Here is a 22,747-nt window from a genome sequence, read left to right on the forward strand (position 1 = left end):
CCTTTCGGCTGACCCGACTTTATCAGATCCTTTCGGGCCTGACTCCCGGTCGAATTAACGGGATTGTCTTCCCGGCCGCTCGGGCCGTTCCGACGTTTCAAACTCTAGCGGATCTTCCCGGCGACTCATAATCGAGTCTTTCTTTCTCGATTTCGGCATGCCGAAATCGATCCCGGCTGGGAGATCGTGCGGAGTTTGAGTGCCACATTCAGTGGCGGGAGCGTCATCGCAGAACCGTTCCGTCCTGGACAACTCGAAGAACCTTACGGATGGCTGGAGACCATGTCAACTTCCCTCGTCAGAGAGGTGAAGCGGGGGTTTCGGGGGCGCTAGTCGAGGTCCGTGAGCCTGCCGCCGGCGTCCGGCTGGGTGTGCTCGACCCGGCGGAGGACGCGGATCAGGAGGTCGCCGAGGACGACCCGTTCGTCCGGGGCGAGGTCCTGGAGGAGGTCCTCCTCGAAGACGGAGGCCATGCGCATCGCCTCCAGCCACTTCGTACGCCCTTCGTCCGTCAGCTCGACGATCACGCGGACACGGTTGTTCTCGTCGCGGTCGCGGGTGACCAGGCCCTCGGTGGCCATGCGGTCGATGCGGTGGGTCATGGCGGCCGGGGTGAGGCCGAGACGCTTGGCGAGCTCCCCGGGGCCCATCCGGTACGGGGGACCCGCGAGGACCAGGCTCTTGAGGACCTCCCACTCGGCGTTGCTGATGCCGAGGGCGGCGACCTGGCGCCCGTAGGCGACGTTCATGCGGCGGTTGAGTCGGCCGAGGGCCGAGACGACCCTCTCGACCTGAGGGTCGAGGTCTCCGTATTCACGCTGGTAGGCGGCGATCTGCTCGTCGAGGGTCGGCTCATGGAGGACCGGGCCCGTCACTGCCGGGTCCTCGGGGCTCGCGGTAGGCATACGCCGCAGTATCGCATGGCGTTCATTGGCGTTGAAGTCCTTCGACATGTACTGTTAAGGCTCTAACTTTACTGTTGAAGTCTTGAGGCTTCACTTCTTCGATAGCTCCTCTGAGGCAGGTGAGTGTGACCAGGGTGATGGGCGCGGCGATGCGTCGGATCCAGGCGGGTAGCGCGCTGAGCGCGTTCGGACTCGGTTTCACGGTTCCGTATCTCTATGTCTATGTGGCACAGGTGCGGGACCTGGGCGCGACGACGGCGGGTGCCGTCCTCGGTGTCTTCGCGATGGCCGCCCTTGTCGCCCTGCCGTTCACCGGTCGGGTCATCGACCGGCGCGGGCCGCTGCCCGTGCTCGTGGTGGCCGCCCTGCTGGCGTCGGTCGGCGCGCTGGCGCTCGGGCTCGCGGCGAACGTGGTGGCCGTGGTGGTCGCCGCCGCGCTGCTCGGCGCGGGTACGGCGGTGATGCAGCCCGCGCTCGCCACCATGCTCGTGCGGTGCTCGGACGCCACAAATCGGACCCGGGCCTTCGCCATGCAGTTCTTCCTGCAGAACCTGGGGCTCGGCGTCGGTGGCCTCATCGGTGGGCAGATCGTCGACAAGGACCGAGCAGAATCGTTCCTTCTTCTCTTTGGCATCGAAGCCGTGATGTTCCTGGTGCTCGCCGGGATCGCGGTGACGATCAAGCTCCCGGTGCGGAGCGCCGCCGAGGCGGCGTCCTCCGCGCAGCGGGCCAAGGGGGGAATGCGCGCGCTGCTGGGGCACCGGGCGATGGTCCAGCTCTGTGTGCTGGGCTTCATCCTCTTCTTCGCCTGCTACGGACAGTTCGAGTCCGGGCTCGCCGCCTACGGCACGGAGGCCGCCGGCATCGAGCCCGCCACCCTCGGTACCGCGCTGGCCGCGAACACCGCCGTCATCGTGATCGCCCAGTTCCTGGTGCTGAAGTTCGTGGAGCGCCGCAAGCGCACTCGTATGATCGCCGCCGTTGGCCTGATCTGGGCGGTCGCCTGGATCTTCGCGGGGTACGCGGGGCTGGGTTCGGGCAGCCAGGCCATGGCCACGGCCGCCTTCATCACCACCTACACGCTCTTCGGACTGGGTGAGGCCATGCTCTCCCCGACCGTCGCGCCGTTGGTCGCCGATCTGGCGCCGGAGTCAATGGTGGGCCAGTACAACTCGGCGTTCGCCCTGGTGAAGCAGCTCGCGCTGGCCGTGGGTCCGGCGGTGGGCGGTCCGATGGGGGCCGCGCTGCACGGCCCGTACATCGTGACGTTCATCCTCTTCTCGCTGGCCATCACCGTGCTCGCGATCCGGATGGGCCGCGAGCTCACCCCCGTACAGAATCAGCCGTTCCTCGCGACGCAGACGCGGGTCATCGCGGTCCACAAGCCGGCGGAGCAGGTGGAGGCGGCTGTCTGACCGGGCGCTGAACCGCTGGGCGGGGCGTCACTGAGCGGCCGGTGCCGCACTGGCGGGAAGGGCGAACTCGCACCAGACCGCCTTGCCGCCGCCGGGAGTGCGGCGGCTGCCCCAGGACGAGGCGATGGCCGCGACGATGGAGATCCCGCGGCCCGCCTCGTCCTCCGTTTCCGCGCGGCGGCGGCGCGGGAGGTGGTCATCGCCGTCGGTCACCTCGACGGTCAGCCGACGATCGGTACGCCGCAGCCGCAGCCGCATCGGTGGGGTGCCGTGCTGGAGGGAGTTGGCGACCAGCTCACTGACGGCGAGCACGCCCTGGTCGTGCAGTTCGCGGGAGAAGCGCCACGAGGCGAGCACCCCCGAGGCGAAGGCGCGGGCGCGCGGCGCCGCCTCCACCCCGCCGAGGAGATCGAGCGTGGCGCTGTGGAACAGCTCGGCGTCGGCTCCGGTACGGCGCGGATGCTGCACCACCAGGACCGCGACATCGTCGTCGTGGTCGGCCGTCACCCCGAGCGAGCGGATCAGCCGGTCGCACACCACCTGGGGGCTGCCGGTGGCCCCGGCCAGGGCGCGCTCCAGGGACGCGACGCCCTCGTCGATGTCCTCCCCGCGCCGCTCGACCAGACCATCCGTATAGAGGACGGCGCTGGAACCCGGGGGCAAGGGGACCGAACCCGAGGTGTGGAGCCAGCCGCCGGTGCCGAGCGGGGGGCCGGTGGGCTCCTGGGCGCGGCGCACCGTACCGTCCTCGTCGCGGACGAGGACCGGCAGATGGCCGGCCGAGGCATACACCAACTGTCCCTCGGTCGGGTCGTGCACCGCGTAGACACAGGTGGCGATCTGGCTGGCGTCGATCTCGGCGGCGAGGCCGTCGAGCAGTTGCAGCACCTCGTGGGGTGGCAGATCGAGCCGGGCGTAGGCGCGGACGGCGGTGCGCAGCTGGCCCATGACGGCGGCGGCGCGCACCCCGCGCCCCATGACATCGCCGATGACCAGGGCGGTGCGGCCGGCGCCGAGAGTGATCACGTCATACCAGTCACCACCGACGGCGGCGTCGGTGCCGCCGGGCCGGTAGGTGGCGGCGATCCGCAGGTCGTCGGGCTGTTCCAGGCGCTGGGGCAGCAGGGAGCGCTGGAGGGTGACGGCGGTCTGGCGCTGACGGCGCTCACTGGCGCGCAGCCGCTCGGCGGCCTGGGCGTGATCGGTGACATCGGCGGCGAAGACCAGTACCCCGCCGCCCTCCCCCGCCCCGTCCGTGTCGTCCGTGCCGTCAACGGGCAGGCAGGTGACCGTGTACGAGCCGTGGCCGGGAACGGTGCGGGACTTCACCGTACGGGCGGTGCCGCTGCGCAGGACCTGGTCCATCAGCGGTGGCAGTCCGAGGGCGGTCAGTTCGGGGCAGCCGTCGGCGACGGGGGTGCCGAGGGGGCGGGGGCCGAAGGCCGCGGTGTACGCGTCGTTGACATAGGCGAGGCGGTGGTCAGCGCCCTGGGTGAGGGCGACGAGGGCGGGCAGACGGCCGAGGATCTCGCGGACCGGGAGGTCCTCGATGGGGGCACGGGGCGGGACGGTGGTCCCGGCGGGGGGCTCCTGAGCCGCCCCGGACCCGCCTCCCCGCGCGGCCGGAACCGATCCCTCGCCCCAGGTCTCGCCTGGTGGCTCCTCGGCGTCGGGCGAGGGTGCGGGTTCGGGCGCGGTGCCGGGTGCGGTGTCGGCGGGCGGGGCGGTGCCGGTATCGAGGCCGCCCGTGTCCGCCGGGCCGTCTCCTCTCCCTTCCCCCTCTCCTCCCTCGCCTCGCTGGGCCGGTCGCGGGGCCGTGGAGAGGGCACGGTCGGTCCGCCGCGCGGCGGCGCGGCGCTGCGTCCCGGGGAGCCTTGCGCTCCAGCGCGTGAAGTTCACTGACTTTCTCGCCTCACGGGGTTGTCGCCAGGGGTCACGAGGGTCACTCTGTGCAAATGTGAGCCCACCTATGGTCACACGTCCAAGTGTGACCCAACGGTCTGACAGTCGGTGTCGGCCAGCCGTCCCCTTGGTGACGAACAGGCCGCCACGACGGGACGGCAGAGCTTCGCGAAGGGTCAGCCGTCTCTCGTCCCGGTGTCCGGCGGGCTATCGGACGGTCCGTCCCCCGTCCCCGCCCGGTCCGGCGGGGTGGCGCCGCCACCGGGCGGGGGCTGCGGATGGGAAGGGCCGGGACGGTCACCGGGGCCGGCGGGGCCCGGACGGTCACCAGCACGGGAGGGAGCCGCACGATCCGTCCCGTCGCCGCCACGCGTCCCATCGCCGCCGCGCGTGTCGCCGCCGCCCGGGGCGGACGGCGTGGCCGCCGGACCCGCCGACGGGCGATGGGCGTGGGGGCCGGGCCGGGCACCCGCCGCGAGTTCGAACTCGGCCCGGGGGTGCTCCAGCGATCCCAGGGAGACGATCTCCCGCTTGAAGAGCCCCGCCAGGGTCCACTCGGCCAGGACTCGCGCCTTCCGGTTGAGTGTGGGCACCCGGCTGAGGTGGTAGACGCGGTGCATCAGCCAGGCCGGGTACCCCTTGAGCTTGCGCCCGTAGACATGGGCGACCCCCCGGTGGAGGCCCAGGGAGGCCACGGAACCCACGTACCGGTGCGCGTACTCCTTGAGCGGCCCGCCGCGCAGCGACGCCGCCAGGTTCTCGGCCAGGACCCGTGCCTGCCGGACCGCGTGCTGCGCGTTCGGCGCGCACTCCGCTCCAGGCGTGGCGGACGTGATGTCCGGTACGGACGCGGCGTCCCCGGCCGCCCAGGCGTGCTCCGTGTCGGCGACCGCCAGCAGCGCGGTGCACCGGATCCGGCCACGTTCGGTGCGCGGCAGATCGCTGGTGGCCAGCAGCGGCGCCGGTTTGACGCCCGCCGTCCACACCACCGTGCGTGTCGGGAAACGGCTCCCGTCGCTGAGGACGGCGATCCGGTCCGCGCAGGACTCCAGCCGGGTCTCCAGCCGGACGTCGATGTTCCGGGAGCGCAGCTCCCGGATGGCGTAGCGGCCCATCTCCTCGCCGACCTCGGGCAGGATGCGGTCGCTGGCCTCGACGAGGATCCACTTCAGATCGGCCGGTTTGATGTTGTGGTAGTAGCGGGCCGTATAGCGGGCCATGTCCTCCAGCTCGCCCAGGGCCTCCACTCCCGCGTACCCCCCGCCGACGAAGACGAAGGTCAGCGCCGCGTCACGGAGCGCGGGATCACGGGTTGAGGAGGCGATGTCCATCTGCTCGATGACGTGGTTACGCAGCCCGATGGCTTCCTCAACCGTCTTGAAACCGATGGCGTAGTCGGCGAGACCGGGGATGGGCAGGGTGCGGGAGATCGAACCGGGGGCGATCACCAGCTCGTCGTAGGGAACCTCGACGGCTCCGGCGCCCTCCTCCTCGCTGGCCAGCGTCGTCACGCTCGCCGTGCGCTTGGCGTGGTCGACCGCGTCCACCTCACCGATGAGGATCTTGCAACGGTGCAGCACCCGGCGCAGCGGCACCACCACATGGGCCGGGGAGATCGACCCGGCCGCCGCCTCGGGCAGGAAGGGCTGATACGTCATATACGGATCGGGCGTGATCACCAGGATCTCCACCTCACCACGTGCCAGCTCCCGCTTCAGCTTCCGCTGGAGATGGAGTGCCGTATACATCCCCACATAGCCCCCACCGATGGCCAGAACGCGCGTGTCGCCGGTGCGCGCCATCGGCGTGGGACCGGGGGTCGAGCCCGGGGAATCAGCTACCTTCACCACCCCATGACGCAACGCTCTCCGGCGTTTGTCCACAGGCCCGGCAATTTGTGTGACCGGAGCCCGGCTGCCGTCCGTCAGCGCCCCCCTCCCAGCTCTCCCCGAAGCTCCGCAGGTCAGACGGTGCGGCACGGGGCGACCCCAGGGGCGTAAACGGGAGGCTTCCGGTCCTTGCTCCGATCGGGGGGCGCTCCGTGCGGAACTACCCCCTTCTGAATTGACCCGGGCTCAACTATGTTCGTACCTCGTCGGGGTGCCGGGTCACGGCGCACCGACAGACCAAGGCGGGGAGGTCTCCGGGGGGAGACCAGTGACCGGGGGAACGCATATGACCATTCAGGATTCGCACTGGCAAGCTGCCGTACCGCCGACCGCGGACTCACCGCTGCACGGCGGTCATCCCGGCGGTGAAGGGAACGGACGGGCGATAGCGAGCGGCACGGGCCGTACGGCACCGCTGCGCGTGGACGCCCAGCGCAATCTGGAGCACGTGCTGCGTGCCGCTCGCGAAGTGTTCGGCGAGCTGGGCTACGGAGCACCGATGGAGGACGTGGCGCGCCGCGCCCGTGTCGGGGTCGGGACGGTGTACCGCCGCTTCCCGAGCAAGGACGTCCTCGTGCGCCGCATAGCCCAGGAGGAGACCTCCAGGCTCACCGAGCAGGCACGTACGGCTCTGGGGCAGGAGGAGGAGCCGTGGTCGGCACTGGCCCGGTTCCTGAGGACTTCGGTGGCGTCCGGCGCCGGGCGGCTGCTGCCGCCGCAGGTGCTGCGGGTCGGCGTCGACTCCGAGGAGGCCGTGGGAGACCTGGCCGCCGAGGGGGACCGGGGCGAGGCCCCGGCGCGGGACGAGGTGCGCGTGCCGCACCAGCGCTCCGGAGTACAGCCGGAGCGGCCCGTGGGCGGACAGCCCGATCTCCGTGTCGTTCCCACCCGGGTGGGCGGTATCGACACCCGGGACGACGCGGGCGCCTCGGATCTGCTGGAGGTCGTGGGCCAGCTCGTCGACCGGGCTCGGGCGGCGGGTGAGCTGCGCGGCGATGTGACCGTGGCGGATGTGCTGCTGGTGATAGCCACGGCGGCGCCTTCGCTGCCGGACGCGGCCCAGCAGGCGGCGGCCTCGGCACGGCTGCTCGACATCTTGTTGGAGGGACTGCGGCCGAGGTCGGCATAAGGGCACGGCGCGTATCGCTGTTCCGCTCGGCTGGGTCGGCCGGGGCCGCGAGGGTCCTGGCCGGTTGAGCGGGGCCGGCGGGCTGGGCGCTGGAAGGCGCCCACTCCGCCGGGCCGTGGCTCCCAGGGGTGCCTGAGGCGATCGTTCACGGGTCGTCCGGCCATCCGTGGCGGGCCGCGACCGCGCCGTCGTCGTGAGCCATGCGGTGCCGGGCTCCGTTGGGGGCCTGGCACCGTTCTTTCCCAGGGCCGGGCGGTGAAGACCCGGGCCGTCGGAATCACACCGTCGCCATCGTCATCGCCGGGGATCGTCGGGGTGCTGGCCATCATGTGCCGACCGGCCGAGTCTCGACCTCTCTGTCGCACTCTGTCACGGTCCGCCGTGGCGCCCGCGGCCTGATGATGACCCCGCTCGCTGATGGGCTGGGTAGACGGCCCGGGCGGTCGCACCGGATCGCTTGTCGCCGCGACCCGCAGCCGAAGCCGACACCACCACTGATGTCACCGACCGCCGTAGGACGGCGGTGGGCGCGTCCGCGTCCCGCCCGGCGCGTGGGTCGGTGGAGGAAGACGCGGCGGGCGGGACAGGGCGGCTCCCCCTCGGAGGGGAGTGGAGGGGTGGGCAGTGCCGCCCCTCTCAGAGTGGCACCAGAACCGGCCAGCGGGCAGGGGTCGTACGGCCGGAAGTTTGCGGTCCCGGAAAACGCCCGAGTGCGCGGCTCTCCGCTCGGGGGGTCTCTGTCCCGCTCGGCCGGGGCCAGGCTCCGGGAGCCAGGGGAAGGAGGGTGATACTCGGGCGTCTGAAACGTTCTGATGCGCGCGATGCCTCACACCGACCGAGGTGAAGGCGGGTGAACGCCGCTGGGCGTGGCCCGGCGGAGCGCGGATTCGGTCAACTCTCCCCAGATGAGTGGTTGGCGCGGATGGGGGCTTGGCGCGCTCAGCCCGTGTGGCACGCTGGCCCGGTGTTCGGGTCCGAGGGGGCGACGGGAGCTTCCGCGATGAATGAGAGCTTCCGCGATGAGTGGTGACGGGCGGGACGCGCGGGATGAGCCGTTCGGCGGCGCGGACCGTACGAACGGCGGCACCGGCGATGGCGGCACGCACCACGGCGGGGACGTGCCGGTGCCCCGCGAGCACCAGGTGCCGGAGCAGGGCGGGGCGGGGGCCGGGGGGAGGGGGGTGGGGGGGGAGGCCCCCCAGGCCCCCGCGAGCGCCCCGGTCGAGCACATCGTCCCCAGCCAAGGCACCAGCGGCACCCCCGCCGATGATTCCCCCGCCTTCGGCTCCTCCGCCCCGCCTTCGTCCGGTGCCAGGCGTTTCCCGGGTACGGGGGCCACGGGTGGGCCGCTCGGCAAGGGCGCTCCGGCCGGTTCCGCGGTGGGGGGAGCGGACGGGCAGGAGAGCCCTTCCGTACCCGCGCAGCGTGAGGGCGGGGGCGTGCTGCCGCCACCGCGTGAGCTGCCGCTCTCCGACACGGAGTTGGTCCAGCGGATGCGGGATGGCGATGACGGCGCCTATGCGGAGCTGTGGCGTCGTCACGCGGACGCGGTGCGGCGTTACGCCCGCACCTGCTGTCGGGACGCGCACACGGCGGATGATCTGACGGCTGAGGTGTTCGCGCGGACGCTCCAGGCGGTACGGGGCGGGGCGGGCCCCGAGCACGCGGTGCGGGCCTATCTGCTGACCACGGTGCGCCGGGCCGCGGCGAGTTGGACGAGGAGCGCCAAGCGCGAGCAGTTGGTGGAGGACTTCGCGGTGTTCGCGGCGGAGGCCGCGCGGACGACGGACACGGCGTCGGAGGGGACGCTCGACGCGGGCGCCGATGTGCGGGCGATGCACGAGGCTGAGCAGTCGCTGGCGATGCAGGCGTTCCGTTCGCTGCCGGAGCGCTGGCAGGCGGTGCTGTGGCACACCACCGTCGAGGAGGAGTCGCCCAGTGAGGTGGCGCCGCTGTTCGGGCTGACCGCCAACGCCACGGCGGTGCTGGCGAGCCGGGCGCGGGAGGGGTTGAAGCAGGCGTATCTCCAGGCCCATGTCAGCGCCTCGCTCACGGAGGGCGGGGACTGCGCGCGGTACGCGGACCGGCTGGGTGCCTATGCCCGGGGTGGTCTGCGGACCCGGGCCGAGCGCGGACTGCGCAAGCATCTGGAGGAGTGTGCCCGGTGTCGTCTGGCGGCGGGCGAGCTGGCGCAGGTCAACGCCGGTATTCCGGCGCTGCTGCCGGTGGCTGTCATCGGCTGGTTCGCGGCCGGGTACTCGCTCAAGGCGGCCGGGATCGCGGCCGGGGGTGCGGCGGGCGCGACCGGGGCGGGTGTCGCCGCCGCGGCCACCCATGGGAGTGGGGCGGGCGCGGCCGGTGCGGCTTCCGAGGGGTTGGGCGCGCCCGCGAAGGCGGGTATCGCGACGCTGGTGGCGGTCGCCGCGGCGGCCGGGCTGGCCTTGGCGCTCTCGGGTGGTTCGGAGCCCGCGCCGAAGGCGAAGCCGCCGGTGAGCCAGCCCGCGGCGCCGGTGGAGCCGCCGCCGCCCGCCCCGCCCCGGCCGAAGCCGGAGCCACCCGCGCCGCCCGCGCCGGATCGGCCGGCTCCACCGCCTCCGCCTCAGCCGTCGCCCACGCCCGAGCCCACCCCAAAGCCCAAGCCCAAGCCCAAGCCCGACAAACCGAAACCGAAGCCTCCGGCTCCGAAACCCACCCCGTCTCCGTCACCCACGCCCACACCACCGCGCCCGTCGCCGACACCGTCCCCGACGCCGTCGGAGCGACCGAAGGAGTACCAGCTCAACGAGTTGCGCTACAGCGGTGTCGGCGATGGCACCGAGCCGGAGATCGTGCTGGGCGAGAGCAGTTGGGTCTGGCAGCGCGAGGGCCTGCGGATCGGCGGCCAGCGCTATGCCCACGGGGTGACCGTCCACGCCCAGTCCTCCGTCACCATCCGCCTCAACCGTGAGTGCAGCCGCTATGAGGCGCGGGTGGGCGTGGACGATCTGACGATGGGTCTGGGAGCGGTGCGTTTCTCCTTCTACGGGGATGACATCCGGCTGTGGAGGTCTCGGGTGGTGCGGGGCGGTGATCCCGCCGTGCCGCTGTCCGTGGAGATCAGTGGCTCGAAGACGGTACGGCTGGTGGTGGAGCCGCAGTCACCGTTCGACTCACTGGCGCTGGCGGGCTGGGCGAACTCGGGCCTTCGCTGTCGCTGAGGAGGTACGGGGCGGGGGAGCCGCCGACCCTCGTCTCCGTACCGCGCGAGCGGGGCCAGGGACCCGCACAGAGCACAGAGAACGCACCGCAGCGGGGCCGCGAGACCGGTGGTTCAGGAGCGAAGGGTGGTACGGGAGGGGACACCGGCGGCCACGGCGCGCTGACGGGGTGCGGCGGAGCCGGTCCAGCAGGTGCCCCGACGGGACAGGAGACGGCGGAGCCAGAGCTCGGTGGAGACGAGTTCGGCGAGGCCGTCGAGGGGAAGCGGCTCGCCCTCGGAGGCGGCGCGCAGCGCCTTGCGGACGACGCGTGCCTCCACGAGCCCCGCGTCGGCGAGGAGCGGGGCGTCGAAGAGGGTGAGGAGTTGGTGGAGGGAGGCGCGCACCCCCGCACGGGCCGTGATGTCGGCCGCGGTGGGCCGGGGGCTGGCGCCCCAGCCCGGAGGCAGTTCGCGCACGCCCGCGCCCGCGAGCACGGTGCGCAGGATCTGCGGGCGGGCGTCGGGGCGGACCCGCAGGGCCTCGGGGAGGTCACGGGAGGCGCGGACGACCTGGTTGTCGAGGAAGGGGGCGTGGAGGCGCTGGCTGCGGACCTCGGCGGCCTGTTCGAGTATCCGGTGGTCGCCCGCGTGGCGGGTGAGCGCGGCGCGGGCACGGGCCTCACCGGGGCGCTGGACGGTGATGGGGCGGGTGGCCGCGTCCATCAGGCGAACCGATACTTCAGCGAGCGCCTCCCCCGTCAGCCAGCGGGCGGCCGGGCCGGGCCGGGACCAGGTCAGCGCGGCCAGGGAGGCGTCGAGAGGCCCGGTCCCGTCGGCTCTGGCCCGCCCGGTGGGCCGGTTGGCGGTCAACAGGTGGTCGGCGGCGCTCTCCAGGCCGGTGCGGTAGGACGTACGGGCGAGACGCCGGGCCGCGCGGTAGACGGTGAGCGGGACCAGCAGCGAGTGCGGCGCGGGGCCCTCGGCACGGGCGAGGGCGGTGGTGGGCCGGATGAGATGACGGCGGCGGCGGTCGAGCAGCAGGTCGGCCAGCCGGGCGGGGTGGGCGTCGAGTACCTGGCGGGCACCGGTTCCGGTGAAGTGGTCGGCGCTGCCGGAGGTGAGCCGTCCGCGGTGGCGTTCGGCGATGACGAGGCTGGGCGCGGGTTCGTCGGTGAGGGGGACGCGTTCCAAGTTGGCATAGGGCAGGCCCTCTTCGCCGCCGGCGACGACGACATGGTGCAGCCGGGGGTCGGCGGCGAGGGCGCGGGCGCGTTCGAGTTCGGGTTCGCGGCCCGTCTCGGTGAGGTCGTTGTAGGTGACGGCGAGGAGCCGTTCGCCCGCGCCGGTGCCGTGGCCGGTGAGAGTGCCGGGGACGCCGGGCAGTCCGGCGGCGAGCAGGGCCAGGGTGGCGGAGGCACTGCCTCCGGAGAGGTCGGCGCCGATGCCGGGGGCGGGTCCGCCGCGCCGGGCGCGCCGCTCGGCGGGTCCCATCCCGGGGACGGGACCGGGGTCGGGCGGCTGGCTCTCGGGGGCGTGCCGGGGCGCGGTGAGCCGGGCGCGTACGGCGTCGACCAGCGCGTCGCGCACCCCGTCGACGGCGTGGGCGGCCTCGGTCTGGGGTCCGGCGACGGCGAGGGAGGCGACGGGTTCGTACCCGGTGATCTCCCGGGAGCCCTCACGCAGGATCAGCGCGTGGCCCGGGGGGATGCGCCGGACGCCGAGGAAGGGGGTGGAGTCGCGCAGCGCCTCGGGGCTCTCGGGGCAGGCGAGCAGGGCCGCGAGATGTCCGATGTCGAGCTGGGCCTCGATGAGGTCGGCGAGGGGGAGGGCGGCGGTGGCGTAGGCGGTGCCGCCCGCCCAGGGGGTGTGGAAGACGGGCCGGGCTCCGGCGAGGTCACCGATGACGGTGATACGGCGGCCGGTCTGGACGACGGCGGTGTAGCTGCCGGGCCAGGTGGTGAGGTGGCGCAACGCGCCACCTCGGGCGGCGATCAGGGCGGCGCGCAGTTCGTCGTCGCTGGCGGCGCAGCAGCCGAGGACGGCGAGACGGGTGGCGGGGGTGCTCGCGTTCCCGGCACCACCGTGCCCGGGTGTGTCGCGGGCGGGGCCGGGCGGGGCGTCGACGCTGATGACGCGGACCTCGTCGGGGCGCCAGTCGCCGACGGCCCAGAGGGGGTCGGGGTCGCCCCAGAGCAGATGGGATCCCACGGGCTGGACGGTCAGTCCCTCGTCGGGCGGGCCGACGGCCCCGGCCGAGCCGAAGTGCGCGGCGGTACTGCTCCACCCCACCAACCACCGCATCGCGCCTCCACAGCCTGTGGACAGTACCTGGCCGCGCCGGAGGATCCCGTGGTACGGGAACGTGTTCCGCGGATACGGATGCGCACCACATGGGTGGCGTGTCCGCACAGGGGGCGCCGCGCTCCGTTCGGGAGCGTGCCGCGCGCGGCCGTTTGGGGACCATGCTGCCACGAAGGTGGCGCGGCGGCGGGGGTCCGGGTCGCGGGCGCAAAAAGTGAACGTGCCTCGTGCGCCTCTCTTTTGACGCGCGCTCACGGCAAACCGCCATAATCACGCCACGCATAAAGGGCGACAAAAGCCGTAGCGCGGACAGGGTGGCCTCGTCGATATTCGGCCAAATTTCCTCGACTGACGGTCATCTCCGGAGGCCGCGAGCCCGCCTTCCCGGACCGTGTGTACCTCCGGATACATCCCGTTGTGTACAGGTATGCCCATCCCGCTCCGTCATCCCGGAGACCGGCGCACCCCCCGGAGCGACGCCCGCCCGCGGCCGCCTCGGGCGGCTGCGGCCCACCGGACATGACAGTCCGGGAGGCGCTGCCACCTCCCGGACCGTTCCGCCGCCCGCGGGGATGTGAAGACGGCGGTGTCCCCCAGCCCACTGGGTTCCAGTACGCAGTGGGCCGACCCACGCGGTCTCATGCAAGCGCCCGCCCCAGGGGCCGGACAGAGCGCACACACGGGCGCACGGCCACACACACGGAGCACGACCGGACCCGTCAACACCCCCGCGGAAGCGGCGCGTTCGCACAGCAGCCGACTCCGGACAGAACAATCTCGCCATACGGAACACCGCCTCTTAACGGTCGGGATGCGGCGAACTACGCTGTGTTTACTGATGTTCTGAACCGACGGGCATATTCCCCCGGGCTCGGCCAGGCGCTTTTGCAACCGGGACGGCGGACCGACCCCCCGGCGGTGCGGAACTCGGTACGAATGCCGCGCGCCGGACAGCGACGCGGCGGCCGTCTGTGTGTCGAGGGGTGGGCCATGTCCAGGGAGCAACGCGGGCCGAACGAGAAACTCGGCACCGTTCTCGCCCTCGCGGGAATCAGCAACGCCGGGCTGGCCAGGCGTGTCAACGACCTCGGCGCCCAGCGCGGTCTGACCCTCCGCTACGACAAGACCTCCGTGGCCCGGTGGGTGTCCAAGGGCATGGTGCCGCAGGGCGCCGCGCCCCACCTCATCGCCGCCGCGATCGGCGCCAAGCTCGGCCGCCCCGTGCCGCTGCACGAGATCGGGCTCGCCGACGCCGACCCCGCCCCCGAGGTCGGGCTCGCCTTCCCGCGCGATGTCCGCCAGGCGGTGAAATCAGCCACCGAGCTGTATCGGCTCGATCTCGCTGGTCGCCGCGCCGGAAGCGGGGGGATTTGGCAGTCACTGGCCGGTTCCTTCGCCGTGAGTGCCTATGCCACCCCGGCCTCACGCTGGCTGATAACGCCCGCTGACCCCTCGGTGGAGCGCGTCCTCGAACCCGGCCCCTCCGATGACATCCCGACCCGGGTGGGCCACAGCGACGTGGCGAAGCTGCGCGAGGCCGCCGAGGACGCCCGGCGCTGGGACTCCAAGTACGGGGGCGGGGACTGGCGCTCGTCGATGGTGCCGGAGTGCCTGCGTGTGGACGCGGCTCCCTTACTGCTCGGTTCGTACTCGGACGAGGTGGGCCGCGCGCTCTTCGGCGCCACCGCCGAGCTGACCCGCCTCGCCGGGTGGATGGCCTTCGACACCGGCCAGCAGGAGGCCGCGCAGCGCTACTACATCCAGGCGCTGCGCCTGGCCCGCGCGGCGGCCGACGTGCCGCTCGGCGGCTATGTGCTCGCCTCCATGGCGCTCCAGTCGATCTACCGGGGCTTCGCGGACGAGGGCGTCGATCTGGCGCAGGCGGCCTTGGAGCGCAACCGGGGACTGGCGACCGCGCGCACCATGAGCTTCTTCCGGCTGGTGGAGGCGCGCGCCCACGCCAAGGCCAACGACGCGCCCGCCGCCGGTGCCGCGCTCAAGGCCGCCGAGGCATGGCTGGAGCGCTCCCGGGAGGGCGATCCCGATCCCAGTTGGCTCGGTTTCTACTCGTACGACCGGTTCTGCGCCGACGCCGCCGAGTGCTATCGCGATCTCAAGGCGCCCCGGCAGGTGCGGCGCTTCACCGAGCAGGCCCTGTCCCGGCCGACGGAGGAGTTCGTCCGTTCGCACGGGCTGCGGCTGGTGGTCAGCGCGGTGGCCGAGCTGGAGTCGGGGAACCTGGACGCGGCCTGCGCCGCGGGCACCCGCGCGGTGGAGGTGGCGGGCCGTATCTCCTCCGCCCGGACCACGGAGTACGTTCGTGATCTGCTCCACCGGCTGGAGCCGTACGGGGACGAACCCCGCGTGGCCGAGCTGCGTGAGCGCGCGAGACCGCTTCTGGTCGCGCCCGCGTAGGACGGTGGACGTGGACACGGCCGCCACCTTGGCCACGACCGTCATGCGACCGCCGGGCCAGGGACGCCTCCGGGGCGGACAGCGCGCGGGACCGTATCGAGGTCGATGTCATGCGCATGAGTCCCCGGCGGGCTGGGCATCGTCGTCTGGACCGCGCGCTCGGGACGGTTGTCAGTGGCGCGGTGCACTATCGGGGTGGGAGGTGGTGTGGTGATGACGTCCAGACCCGGTGCGGGGGATCCGGACGCGCGGGCGGAGAGGTCCACGCGCCCGGTGCGCTACGACACGGACGTGGTCGTGGTCGGCGGGGGCATCGTCGGGCTCTCGACCGCCTACGCGCTGACCCGGGCGGCCCCCGGCACCCGGGTCGTCGTGCTGGAGAAGGAGCCCGGGACCGCCCGGCACCAGACCGGACGCAACAGCGGGGTGATCCACAGCGGCGTCTACTACCGCCCCGGCTCCCTCAAGGCCCGTTTCGCGGTGAGCGGCGCCGCCGAGATGATCAAGTTCTGTTCCGAGCACGACATACCCCACCGCGTCACCGGCAAGCTGATCGTCGCCACCACCCGCGCCGAACTGCCCCGGCTGCACGCCCTGGTCCAGCGGGGCCGGGAGAACGGCATCCCCGTCCGCGAACTCGGCCCCGCCCAGATCCGGGAGTTCGAGCCCGGGGTGCGCGGGCTGGCCGCCATCCACGTCGGCACCACCGGTGTCTGCGACTTCGGCGCGGTCGCCGCGCGGATCGCCGCCGAGGCGGAGGCGGGCGGCGCCGAGGTCCGCTGCGGCCAGGAGGTCACCGCCATCGACCGCCGTCCCTGGGGCGTCGCGGTGGGGACGAGGGCGGGCGAGGTCGTCCGGGCGCGGGCGCTGGTGAACTGCGCGGGGCTCCAGTGCGACCAGGTGGCCGAGCTGGCGGGCGATGAGCCCGGGATGCGGATCATCCCCTTCCGGGGGGAGTACTACGAGCTGGTGGATCCCTCGGCGGTGCGCGGGCTGATCTATCCGGTGCCGGACCCCTCCTTCCCCTTCCTCGGAGTACATCTGACCCGAGGGCTCGACGGCTCCGTCCATGTCGGCCCCAACGCGGTACCCGCACTCGCCCGGGAGGGATACGACTGGTCCGTGGTCAACCCCCGCGAGCTGGCCGGGACCCTGGGGTGGCCCGGCTCCTGGCAGATAGCCCGGCACCACTGGCGCTACGGGGCCGGCGAGCTGTACCGGTCGCTGTCGAAGCGGGCCTTCACGGCGGCGGTGCGCCGACTGGTGCCCTCGGTGACGGAATCCGGGCTGCGGAAGGTATCGGCCGGGGTGCGGGCCCAGGCGGTGCTGCGGGACGGGACGCTCGCGGACGACTTCCTGATCGAGGAGACCCCGCGCACCGTCCATGTGCTCAACGCCCCCTCACCCGCCGCGACGGCTTCCCTGCCGATCGGGAGGGAGGTGGCCGCCCGGGTGCTGCGGCTGCTGTGAGCGCCGCGCCGGGAGGACGCTCCCCACGCGAGACCGGGCGGGCCAGGGGCACGGCACCGGGAGCGGGAGGGCGGGGCCGGCACGGAGCGGAGGGCGGGCACCAGGGCCCTCGCCCGGCCGGAGGGCGGGACCGACGGCACCGGTACGGCGACACAGGGACCGGCACCAGGACCGATAAGGGCCACGCGCACACCGGGAGACACCCGGAATCCCCGAGGCACAGGGAGACCGGGAGGCACCGTGCGAGCCAGGTGAACCCTGGTGACCCGGGGTGATCGAGGCGCCCTATCGCGACCCCTCTGAGCTGCGCGAATGCCCTGCCGGACGGGCCCCCACGTAGAATCGGGGCACTGTGTCCACGCTGCGAGATCACACCCCGAACAGCCCGAGCCAGGGCCCCTTCCGCGACCGGAGCGAGCCGCGCTTCCCCGGAGGGCCGGTCGCCGACCCCGCCGGGTCCCATCACGAGCGGCGGATCCGGAGCTTCCAGCCTCGGCGGAGCCGGGTCACGACCGGGCAGGAGGAGGCCCTGAAGCGGCTCTGGCCGCTCTGGGGACTGGAGATCGACGGACAGCGGGTGATCGACCCCCGCGAACTGTTCGACGGGCTGCCCGTGGTGCTGGAGATCGGTTTCGGCATGGGTGAGGCCACCGCGCGGATGGCCGCCGCCGACCCGGGCACCGGGATCCTCGCCGTCGATGTCCACACCCCCGGCCAGGGCAATCTCCTCAATCTCGCCGACCGCGACGGACTGACCAACGTCCGGGTCGCCAACGGTGACGCGATCATCCTGCTGCGCGAGATGCTCGCGCCCGGGAGCCTCGACGGTGTGCGGGTCTACTTCCCGGACCCCTGGCCCAAGAAGCGGCACCACAAGCGACGGCTGATCCAGCCGGAGTTCCTCACGCTCGCGGCACGCCGTATGCGACCCGGAGCGGTGCTGCACTGCGCGACGGACTGGGAACCGTACGCGGAGCAGATGCTGGAGGTGCTCTCGGCCCATCCGGACTTCGAGAACACCCAGGAGGACGGCGGGTTCGCCCCCCGGCCCGCGTTCCGGCCGCTGACCCGTTTCGAGGGCCAGGGGCTCCAGAAGGGTCATGTCGTGCGGGATCTGCTCTTCCGCCGGGTGGAGCGCACGGACGGCGAGGGCTGAGCGCGGCCACCCCGCGCGCCGACCGCCTCTCCCGGCCATCGCGCCCGGGGTCTCTCCCGGGCTCGCGTGAGCCCGGCGACGTCCCAGGGCCTCTCCCCGGGTACGCGTAGGCCCGGCGACGTCCCGTCCGGCGCCCGCCCCCGGCCCCGGACCCCGCTCGCTGATCCAGCCAGGTCCCGGACGGAACGCCCGTGCGGCGGACCGGCCAGCGCGTTCCCGAGTACACCGATCGGGCCCCTGCCCGGATGTCAGTGCGCGTCGCTAGGGTCAAGGGGTGTCCGAGCCGCCTCCGCAGCACCATCAGCCGTCCGCCGTCCCCCCGGCGCGTCCTGGGGAGGCGCCACCTCGCCCCGGGGAGGCACCGCCCCGGGCACACGAACCGGAACCTTCTGTCCCAGGTCCGCACCACCCCTTTCCCCATCAACCCGGACCGCACCACCCAGGGCTACCGCCCGCCGTCTCCGGGCACGCGCCGGGAGGCGCGCCCTCCTCCTTCGTAGCGTCATCACCGCCATGGCGGACGGACGGGGGGAGCGAGGAAGGGGACGGGCACGGGGTGCCCGCGTGTGAGGAGCGGCCGCGCTTCGACGCGGTGCCGGAACGCTCGCGCTGGCGCTACAAGCCACGGCGGGCGCTGCGGCTCTGGCAGAGCAAGGCGATCCGGGCCTCGATCGTCATCACCGTCCTGGCGCTGTGCGCGCTGGTGATCCTCGCCCTGGTGCGGGAGGAGACCGGCACCGAGGGCTTCCTGGTCGGACTGGGGCTGGCGACCCTGCCCGTGCCGCTGCTGATGGCGGCCTTCCGCTGGCTGGACCGGGTGGAGCCGGGCCCGTGGCGGAATCTGCTGTTCTCCTTCGCCTGGGGTGCGTTCGCCGCCGCGCTGGTGGCGATCCTCGCCAACTCCTTCGCCACCCGCTGGATCGCCACGGCCACCGCCGACCCCACGAGCGCGGACACGCTCGGCGCGACCGTGATAGCCCCGGTGGTGGAGGAGAGCGCGAAGGCCGCCGCGATCCTGCTGCTCTTCCTCTTCCGCCGCCGGGAGTTCACGGGACTCGTCGACGGGGTGGTGATAGCGGGGTGCACCGCGACCGGGTTCGCCTTCACCGAGAACATCCTCTATCTCGGCAACGCCTTCGGCGAGGACCAGGACCTGGGGTCGTCGGTGCTCGGTTCGGTGACGGTGGCGACCTTCTTCGTCCGGGTCGTCATGTCGCCCTTCGCCCATCCCCTCTTCACCGTCTTCACCGGCATCGGCTTCGGCATCGCGGCGGTCGCCGCCCGGCACCAGCGGGTGCGGCGGCTCGCGCCACCCCTGCTGGGGCTGGTGCTGGCGATGGGGATCCACGCGCTGTGGAACGCCTCGGCATCGCTCCTCGGGCCGTGGGGGTTCTATGTCGTGTACGGGGTGTTCATGGTGCCCGTCTTCGCGCTGCTGACCTGGCTCTCCATCTGGTCCCGGCAGAAGGCGCTGGCCACGGTGGGGGCGGAGCTGCCCGCCTACGCGGCGGCGGGCTGGCTCGGCCGGGCCGAGCCGTCCGCGCTCTCCTCGATGAAGGCGCGGACCGTGGCCCGGGACTTCGCCCGGCACCACCACGGCCCCAGCGGGACGCACGCGCTCAGTGAGTACCAGCGCTTCGCGACCTCGCTGGCGTCGCTGCGCCACCGGGCGCGGCGCGGGGTGGTGGAGCCCGACTTCGTGGCACGTGAGCAGGAGCTGCTGCACCACATGTGGGAGCTGAAGGCGATAGCGGGCCCGGCCCTGACCCATGCCGCGCGGACGACCGGCCGGGCGTGGACACCGCCGCCGTACCGGGATTACGAGGGGTACAACCCGTACCGGGACGGCGGCGGGGCGGTGGGAAGCCGACGGCCCTGACGTCGGGGGAGGCGTCAGGGCCGCGGCCGCTGGGAAGGGCATCAGGCCCATAGTGGTACTGAGGCCCGTGGTGTGGCTGAGGCCCCGTGGGGATACGGACGCGACCGGGGGTCATCGCGGCGGCGGCCCCGGGTGGGGCCGCGGCGCGGGACGCCCCACCGGGGGCGACAGGATCAGGGAGTGAGGCCCTTGTCCCGGAGCCAGGACATGGGGTTGAGGGCGGAACCGCCGGGCGTGTGGATCTCCAGGTGGAGGTGGTCACCCGTGACGTTTCCGGTGGCGCCGACACGGCCGATGGTCTGGCCGGGGGCGACCTTCTGGCCCGGACTCGCGTTCATGGAGGACAGATGGGCGTACCAGACCTCGGTGCCATCGTTGAGCTCCAGCACGATCCGGTAGCCGTAGGCCCCGGACCAGCCCGCCGACTTGATCGTGCCGCTGCCGACGGCCTTGATCGGCGTACCGGCCGGCGCGGCGAAGTCGAGGCCGGTGTGCTGACCGGAGGACCACATGGCGCCGGACTGGCCGTAGGTGGAGGTGATGCGGTAGTTGGAGGTGGGGAGCGAGAAGCTCTTCGCCAGCTTGGCGATCCGCTCGGCCTCGGCCTTCTTACGGGCCTCCGCCTCCGCCTTCTTCTTCGCGGCCTCGGCCTTCTTACGGGCCTCCGCCTCCGCCTTCTTCGCGTCGGCGGCGGCCTTGGCCGCGGCGGCGCGCTCGGCGGCGGCCCTCGCCTCGGCCTCGGCGGCGGCCTGCTGCTGCTCGACCTGCTGGAGGATCCGGGAACGCAGGGCCTCACCCGCGTCGGAGCTCTCCTCGCCCGCCTCCGCGCCGGCCAGTCCCATCGCCGCGTAGGAGGCGTTCTCGCCGCCGGAGGTCTCCTCGCCCTGGTCCCCGTCGGACATGAAGGCCCCGGGGTCGGGAAGGTTGTCCGTGAGGGCGTCCGGGAGGGAGATCGAGATGGCGGGCTTGTTCTGCGCGGTGGCGATGCCACCGGCACCGACCGCGGCGATCACACCGACGCCGAGCACCGTGGAGCTGCGGGCGAAGCCGCCGCGCTGCTTGATGACCCGCTGCCGGTGACGCCCGCGCACCGGGACCGTCTCGGCACTCGGGTTCCACTCGCCGGTCGAACGCGCCGCACCGTTCTCACTGAAGACTCCGGGCGCGAAAGGCGCTTCCGGGGCAGGACTGTTGGACGCCACTGAGGCGCACTCCTTTCCTTCCTTCTCGCCTACCGGGTTAGCTGACGGGTTCGGAGCAGGAAGGTCTCCTACGGTCCCCTCCGCATGCCGGGGCATGACGAAGAAGGACCGATTCACCCCAAGTGGTGGTTCCCCGGTTCCCTGACGGGATTCGGCGCGTGAGCACGGCGCCGTCCTGACGACGGCTGGGACGACCGCGCTGCGTTATCGAACGTTAATAGACGTGAGGACTAGATTCCAAGCTGTTCTCGTTGATCCCTCATGGCTTTACCGAGATCCAAAACGGACACAAGCGGTCGGATTCGGGCGACTTGATGCCGCGTCGGCCAACATCACACTTCTGACAGTTCGTCAAATGTTATGCGGAGTGCTGCGCCCCCGTTACAGAGCGTACGAATACCTCTTCCGCGTCGATCCCGAGCACTCAACCGACTCGGTCCCGGCGCCGCCCTGGGTCCGCCGCTCCGACCCCTGAGGCCTCTCCGGCCTCTGAGGCTTCTCCGGCCCCTGGGGCTTTCGCTGGCCCCTGATGTTTTCCCTGAGCCCTGGCGCTTCCCTGACTTCTCAGCTTCCTCTGACCCCTGAGGCTTCCCCGGCTTCCCTGGCTTCCCTGGCTTCCCTGGCTTCCCCGGCCTCCGCGGCCTCCGCGCCCTCTCCGGCCGACCGGTGGGGGCTCGTCACCGCCAGCAGCGCCATATCGTCCGTGGCGCCGCCCCCGGTATGGCGGCGGACATCGTCGATCAGACCGTCCAGCAGCTCACCCGGCCCCGGGAAGACCCGACCGGCCAGCCGGGTGACGGGATCGTAGAAGTCTCCCCGGGCGTCCCGCGCCTCGGAGAGACCATCGGTGTAGAAGAGCAGCGTGGCACCCCGGGGCAGCCGGTACTCGTCCACCCGGTCCGGCTCCGGCCAGAGTTCCGCCATCCCCAGCGGAAGCGCGGGTTCCGAGGGTTCCAGCACATCGAGCCGCCCATCGGGGTGGAGCAGCAGCGGATCGGGATGCCCCCGGTTGACCAGCCGTACGACACCGTTGCCCGGCGACACCTGCGCGAGGACCGCGGTGGTGAACGCCTCGAAGACATCCGGCGGCGGGCGCCGCCGTGCCTCACGGACCAGGGCGCTCTCCAGCCGGCGGGTGACGCCCTCCAGGGCGCTCTCCCGGTCGGCCGCCTCCCGGAAGGCGCCGATCGCGACCGCGACCGCCTCGACGGCCCCGAGTCCCTTGCCCCGGACGTCGCCGACGACCAGCCGGACCCCGTACGGGGTGTCCTGGACGGCGAAGAGATCCCCGCCGATGAAGGCGTCCGCCAGCGCCGCCTCATAGCGCGCGGCGATCCGGAGCCCGCCGATCCGCTCGGCGGGGGTCGGCACCACGGCCCGCTGGGCCGCCTCGGCGATGGTCCGCGCGGACGCCAGCCGCTCATCGCCCCGCCGGATGACCCGGCCGATCAGCAGCGCCAGGCCGGAGACCGTCACCACGGTGATCAGCTCGGTGACGGCCTGCGGCCGGAGCGTGATGTCGTTGACGTAGTGCAGCAGGAAGACGGTCACCGTCACCGCGACCCCGATCAGCAGCGTGCCGATCCACGGGTAGAACGGCGCCGCGATCAACGGGGCGGCCGTCAGTATCGGGACGGCGGTGAACCGGGGCGGGGTCGCCAGATCGAAGATCACCCCACAGATGATCATCAGCACGGGAAGGGCGCGCACAAAGCGGCGGGAGCGGGAGCCTCCGGGCCGCTCGTCCTCCTGCTTTCGCCGTGCGAGGTACATAGTGCCTTTGTACGGCGTGGAGGTGGGGGTTCGCCTCAGGAAGGGGCGGGCGGCCTTGCCGCCCCGCCGGACCCCGGGGCGCGTGTCGTATGCCGGGCGGGGCTGGGGCACGGGGGCGCCTGCCCGGCCGAGG

13 protein-coding genes and 1 riboswitch are annotated in these 22,747 nt (G+C 72.6%); of the genes, 7 read left to right on the forward strand and 6 right to left on the reverse strand.

The features are described 5' to 3' along the window. Nucleotides 1–329: 329 nt before the first annotated feature. Nucleotides 330–905, reverse strand: a complete 576-nt coding sequence (locus ACFVIM_RS13135; protein WP_384300786.1) for a MarR family winged helix-turn-helix transcriptional regulator — start codon at nucleotides 903–905, stop codon at nucleotides 330–332. Nucleotides 906–1,054: 149 nt separating this feature from the next. On the opposite strand from ACFVIM_RS13135, the gene ACFVIM_RS13140 reads away from it, so the two are divergent. Then, complete coding sequence (locus ACFVIM_RS13140) at nucleotides 1,055–2,320, forward strand: MFS transporter (protein ID WP_384300803.1); 1,266 nt, start codon at nucleotides 1,055–1,057, stop codon at nucleotides 2,318–2,320. Nucleotides 2,321–2,347: 27 nt separating this feature from the next. Here the strand turns inward: ACFVIM_RS13140 and ACFVIM_RS13145 are convergent, their stop codons facing one another. Both ACFVIM_RS13145 and ACFVIM_RS13150 read right to left on the reverse strand, forming a co-directional pair. Beyond that, nucleotides 2,348–4,219: a SpoIIE family protein phosphatase gene (locus tag ACFVIM_RS13145; RefSeq protein WP_384300787.1), complete on the reverse strand. Its 1,872-nt coding sequence runs from the start codon at nucleotides 4,217–4,219 to the stop codon at nucleotides 2,348–2,350. Nucleotides 4,220–4,398: 179 nt separating this feature from the next. Next, nucleotides 4,399–6,024: an NAD(P)/FAD-dependent oxidoreductase gene (locus ACFVIM_RS13150; protein ID WP_384300804.1), complete on the reverse strand. Its 1,626-nt coding sequence runs from the start codon at nucleotides 6,022–6,024 to the stop codon at nucleotides 4,399–4,401. A gap of 373 nt (nucleotides 6,025–6,397) precedes the next feature. Here ACFVIM_RS13150 and ACFVIM_RS13155 point away from each other — a divergent pair, with 373 nt between their 5' ends. Together ACFVIM_RS13155 and ACFVIM_RS13160 are read left to right on the forward strand one after the other, a co-directional pair. Next, nucleotides 6,398–7,240, forward strand: a complete 843-nt coding sequence (locus ACFVIM_RS13155; protein ID WP_384300788.1) for a TetR/AcrR family transcriptional regulator — start codon at nucleotides 6,398–6,400, stop codon at nucleotides 7,238–7,240. A 1,019-nt stretch (nucleotides 7,241–8,259) separates the two neighbouring features. Then, nucleotides 8,260–10,437, forward strand: a complete 2,178-nt coding sequence (locus tag ACFVIM_RS13160) for a sigma-70 family RNA polymerase sigma factor (RefSeq protein WP_384300789.1) — start codon at nucleotides 8,260–8,262, stop codon at nucleotides 10,435–10,437. Nucleotides 10,438–10,550: 113 nt separating this feature from the next. On the opposite strand, the gene ACFVIM_RS13165 is transcribed toward ACFVIM_RS13160, so the two are convergent. Further along, nucleotides 10,551–12,719 carry an asparagine synthase-related protein gene (locus ACFVIM_RS13165; RefSeq protein ID WP_384300790.1) on the reverse strand — a complete coding sequence of 723 codons (2,169 nt, stop codon included), beginning with the start codon at nucleotides 12,717–12,719 and terminating at the stop codon, nucleotides 10,551–10,553. Between the two features lie 990 nt (nucleotides 12,720–13,709). Between ACFVIM_RS13165 and ACFVIM_RS13170 the strand changes: the two genes are divergently transcribed. From ACFVIM_RS13170 to ACFVIM_RS13185, 4 genes are all read left to right on the forward strand, one after another. Beyond that, nucleotides 13,710–15,134 (forward strand): MFS transporter, encoded by a 1,425-nt coding sequence (locus tag ACFVIM_RS13170; RefSeq protein ID WP_384300791.1) that lies wholly within the window; start codon nucleotides 13,710–13,712, stop codon nucleotides 15,132–15,134. A gap of 213 nt (nucleotides 15,135–15,347) precedes the next feature. Further along, complete coding sequence (gene lhgO, locus ACFVIM_RS13175; protein WP_384300792.1) at nucleotides 15,348–16,604, forward strand: L-2-hydroxyglutarate oxidase; 1,257 nt, start codon at nucleotides 15,348–15,350, stop codon at nucleotides 16,602–16,604. A gap of 352 nt (nucleotides 16,605–16,956) precedes the next feature. Continuing rightward, nucleotides 16,957–17,760, forward strand: coding sequence for a tRNA (guanosine(46)-N7)-methyltransferase TrmB (trmB, locus tag ACFVIM_RS13180; RefSeq protein ID WP_384300793.1), 804 nt, complete (start codon nucleotides 16,957–16,959; stop codon nucleotides 17,758–17,760). 556 nt (nucleotides 17,761–18,316) lie between these two features. After that, complete coding sequence (locus ACFVIM_RS13185) at nucleotides 18,317–19,639, forward strand: PrsW family intramembrane metalloprotease (RefSeq protein WP_384300794.1); 1,323 nt, start codon at nucleotides 18,317–18,319, stop codon at nucleotides 19,637–19,639. Nucleotides 19,640–19,812: 173 nt separating this feature from the next. Here ACFVIM_RS13185 and ACFVIM_RS13190 read toward each other — a convergent pair whose 3' ends face one another. Both ACFVIM_RS13190 and ACFVIM_RS13195 read right to left on the reverse strand, forming a co-directional pair. Continuing rightward, on the reverse strand, nucleotides 19,813–20,841 hold the full coding sequence (locus tag ACFVIM_RS13190) for a M23 family metallopeptidase (protein WP_384300795.1): 1,029 nt from the start codon (nucleotides 20,839–20,841) through the stop codon (nucleotides 19,813–19,815). Between the two features lie 11 nt (nucleotides 20,842–20,852). After that, nucleotides 20,853–21,008: riboswitch (cyclic di-AMP (ydaO/yuaA leader) on the reverse strand. A 397-nt stretch (nucleotides 21,009–21,405) separates the two neighbouring features. Beyond that, nucleotides 21,406–22,614 (reverse strand): PP2C family protein-serine/threonine phosphatase, encoded by a 1,209-nt coding sequence (locus tag ACFVIM_RS13195; protein WP_384300796.1) that lies wholly within the window; start codon nucleotides 22,612–22,614, stop codon nucleotides 21,406–21,408. Between the last annotated feature and the right edge of the window lie 133 nt (nucleotides 22,615–22,747).

The organism is Streptomyces sp. NPDC057638 (assembly GCF_042800315.1).
Taxonomy (GTDB): Bacteria; Actinomycetota; Actinomycetes; order Streptomycetales; family Streptomycetaceae; genus Streptomyces.

Excerpts from the sequence above, each read along its gene's own strand:
- ACFVIM_RS13160 (WP_384300789.1), top strand. The coding sequence starts at position 8,260 with ATGAGTGGTGACGGGCGGGACGCGCGGGATGAGCCGTTCGGCGGCGCG.
- ACFVIM_RS13165 (WP_384300790.1), bottom strand. The coding sequence starts at position 12,719 with ATGCGGTGGTTGGTGGGGTGGAGCAGTACCGCCGCGCACTTCGGCTCG.
- ACFVIM_RS13195 (WP_384300796.1), bottom strand. The coding sequence starts at position 22,614 with ATGTACCTCGCACGGCGAAAGCAGGAGGACGAGCGGCCCGGAGGCTCC.
- lhgO (WP_384300792.1), top strand. The coding sequence starts at position 15,348 with ATGACGTCCAGACCCGGTGCGGGGGATCCGGACGCGCGGGCGGAGAGG.
- ACFVIM_RS13135 (WP_384300786.1), bottom strand. The coding sequence starts at position 905 with ATGCCTACCGCGAGCCCCGAGGACCCGGCAGTGACGGGCCCGGTCCTC.
- ACFVIM_RS13170 (WP_384300791.1), top strand. The coding sequence starts at position 13,710 with ATGTCCAGGGAGCAACGCGGGCCGAACGAGAAACTCGGCACCGTTCTC.
- ACFVIM_RS13155 (WP_384300788.1), top strand. The coding sequence starts at position 6,398 with ATGACCATTCAGGATTCGCACTGGCAAGCTGCCGTACCGCCGACCGCG.
- ACFVIM_RS13140 (WP_384300803.1), top strand. The coding sequence starts at position 1,055 with ATGCGTCGGATCCAGGCGGGTAGCGCGCTGAGCGCGTTCGGACTCGGT.
- ACFVIM_RS13150 (WP_384300804.1), bottom strand. The coding sequence starts at position 6,024 with ATGGCGCGCACCGGCGACACGCGCGTTCTGGCCATCGGTGGGGGCTAT.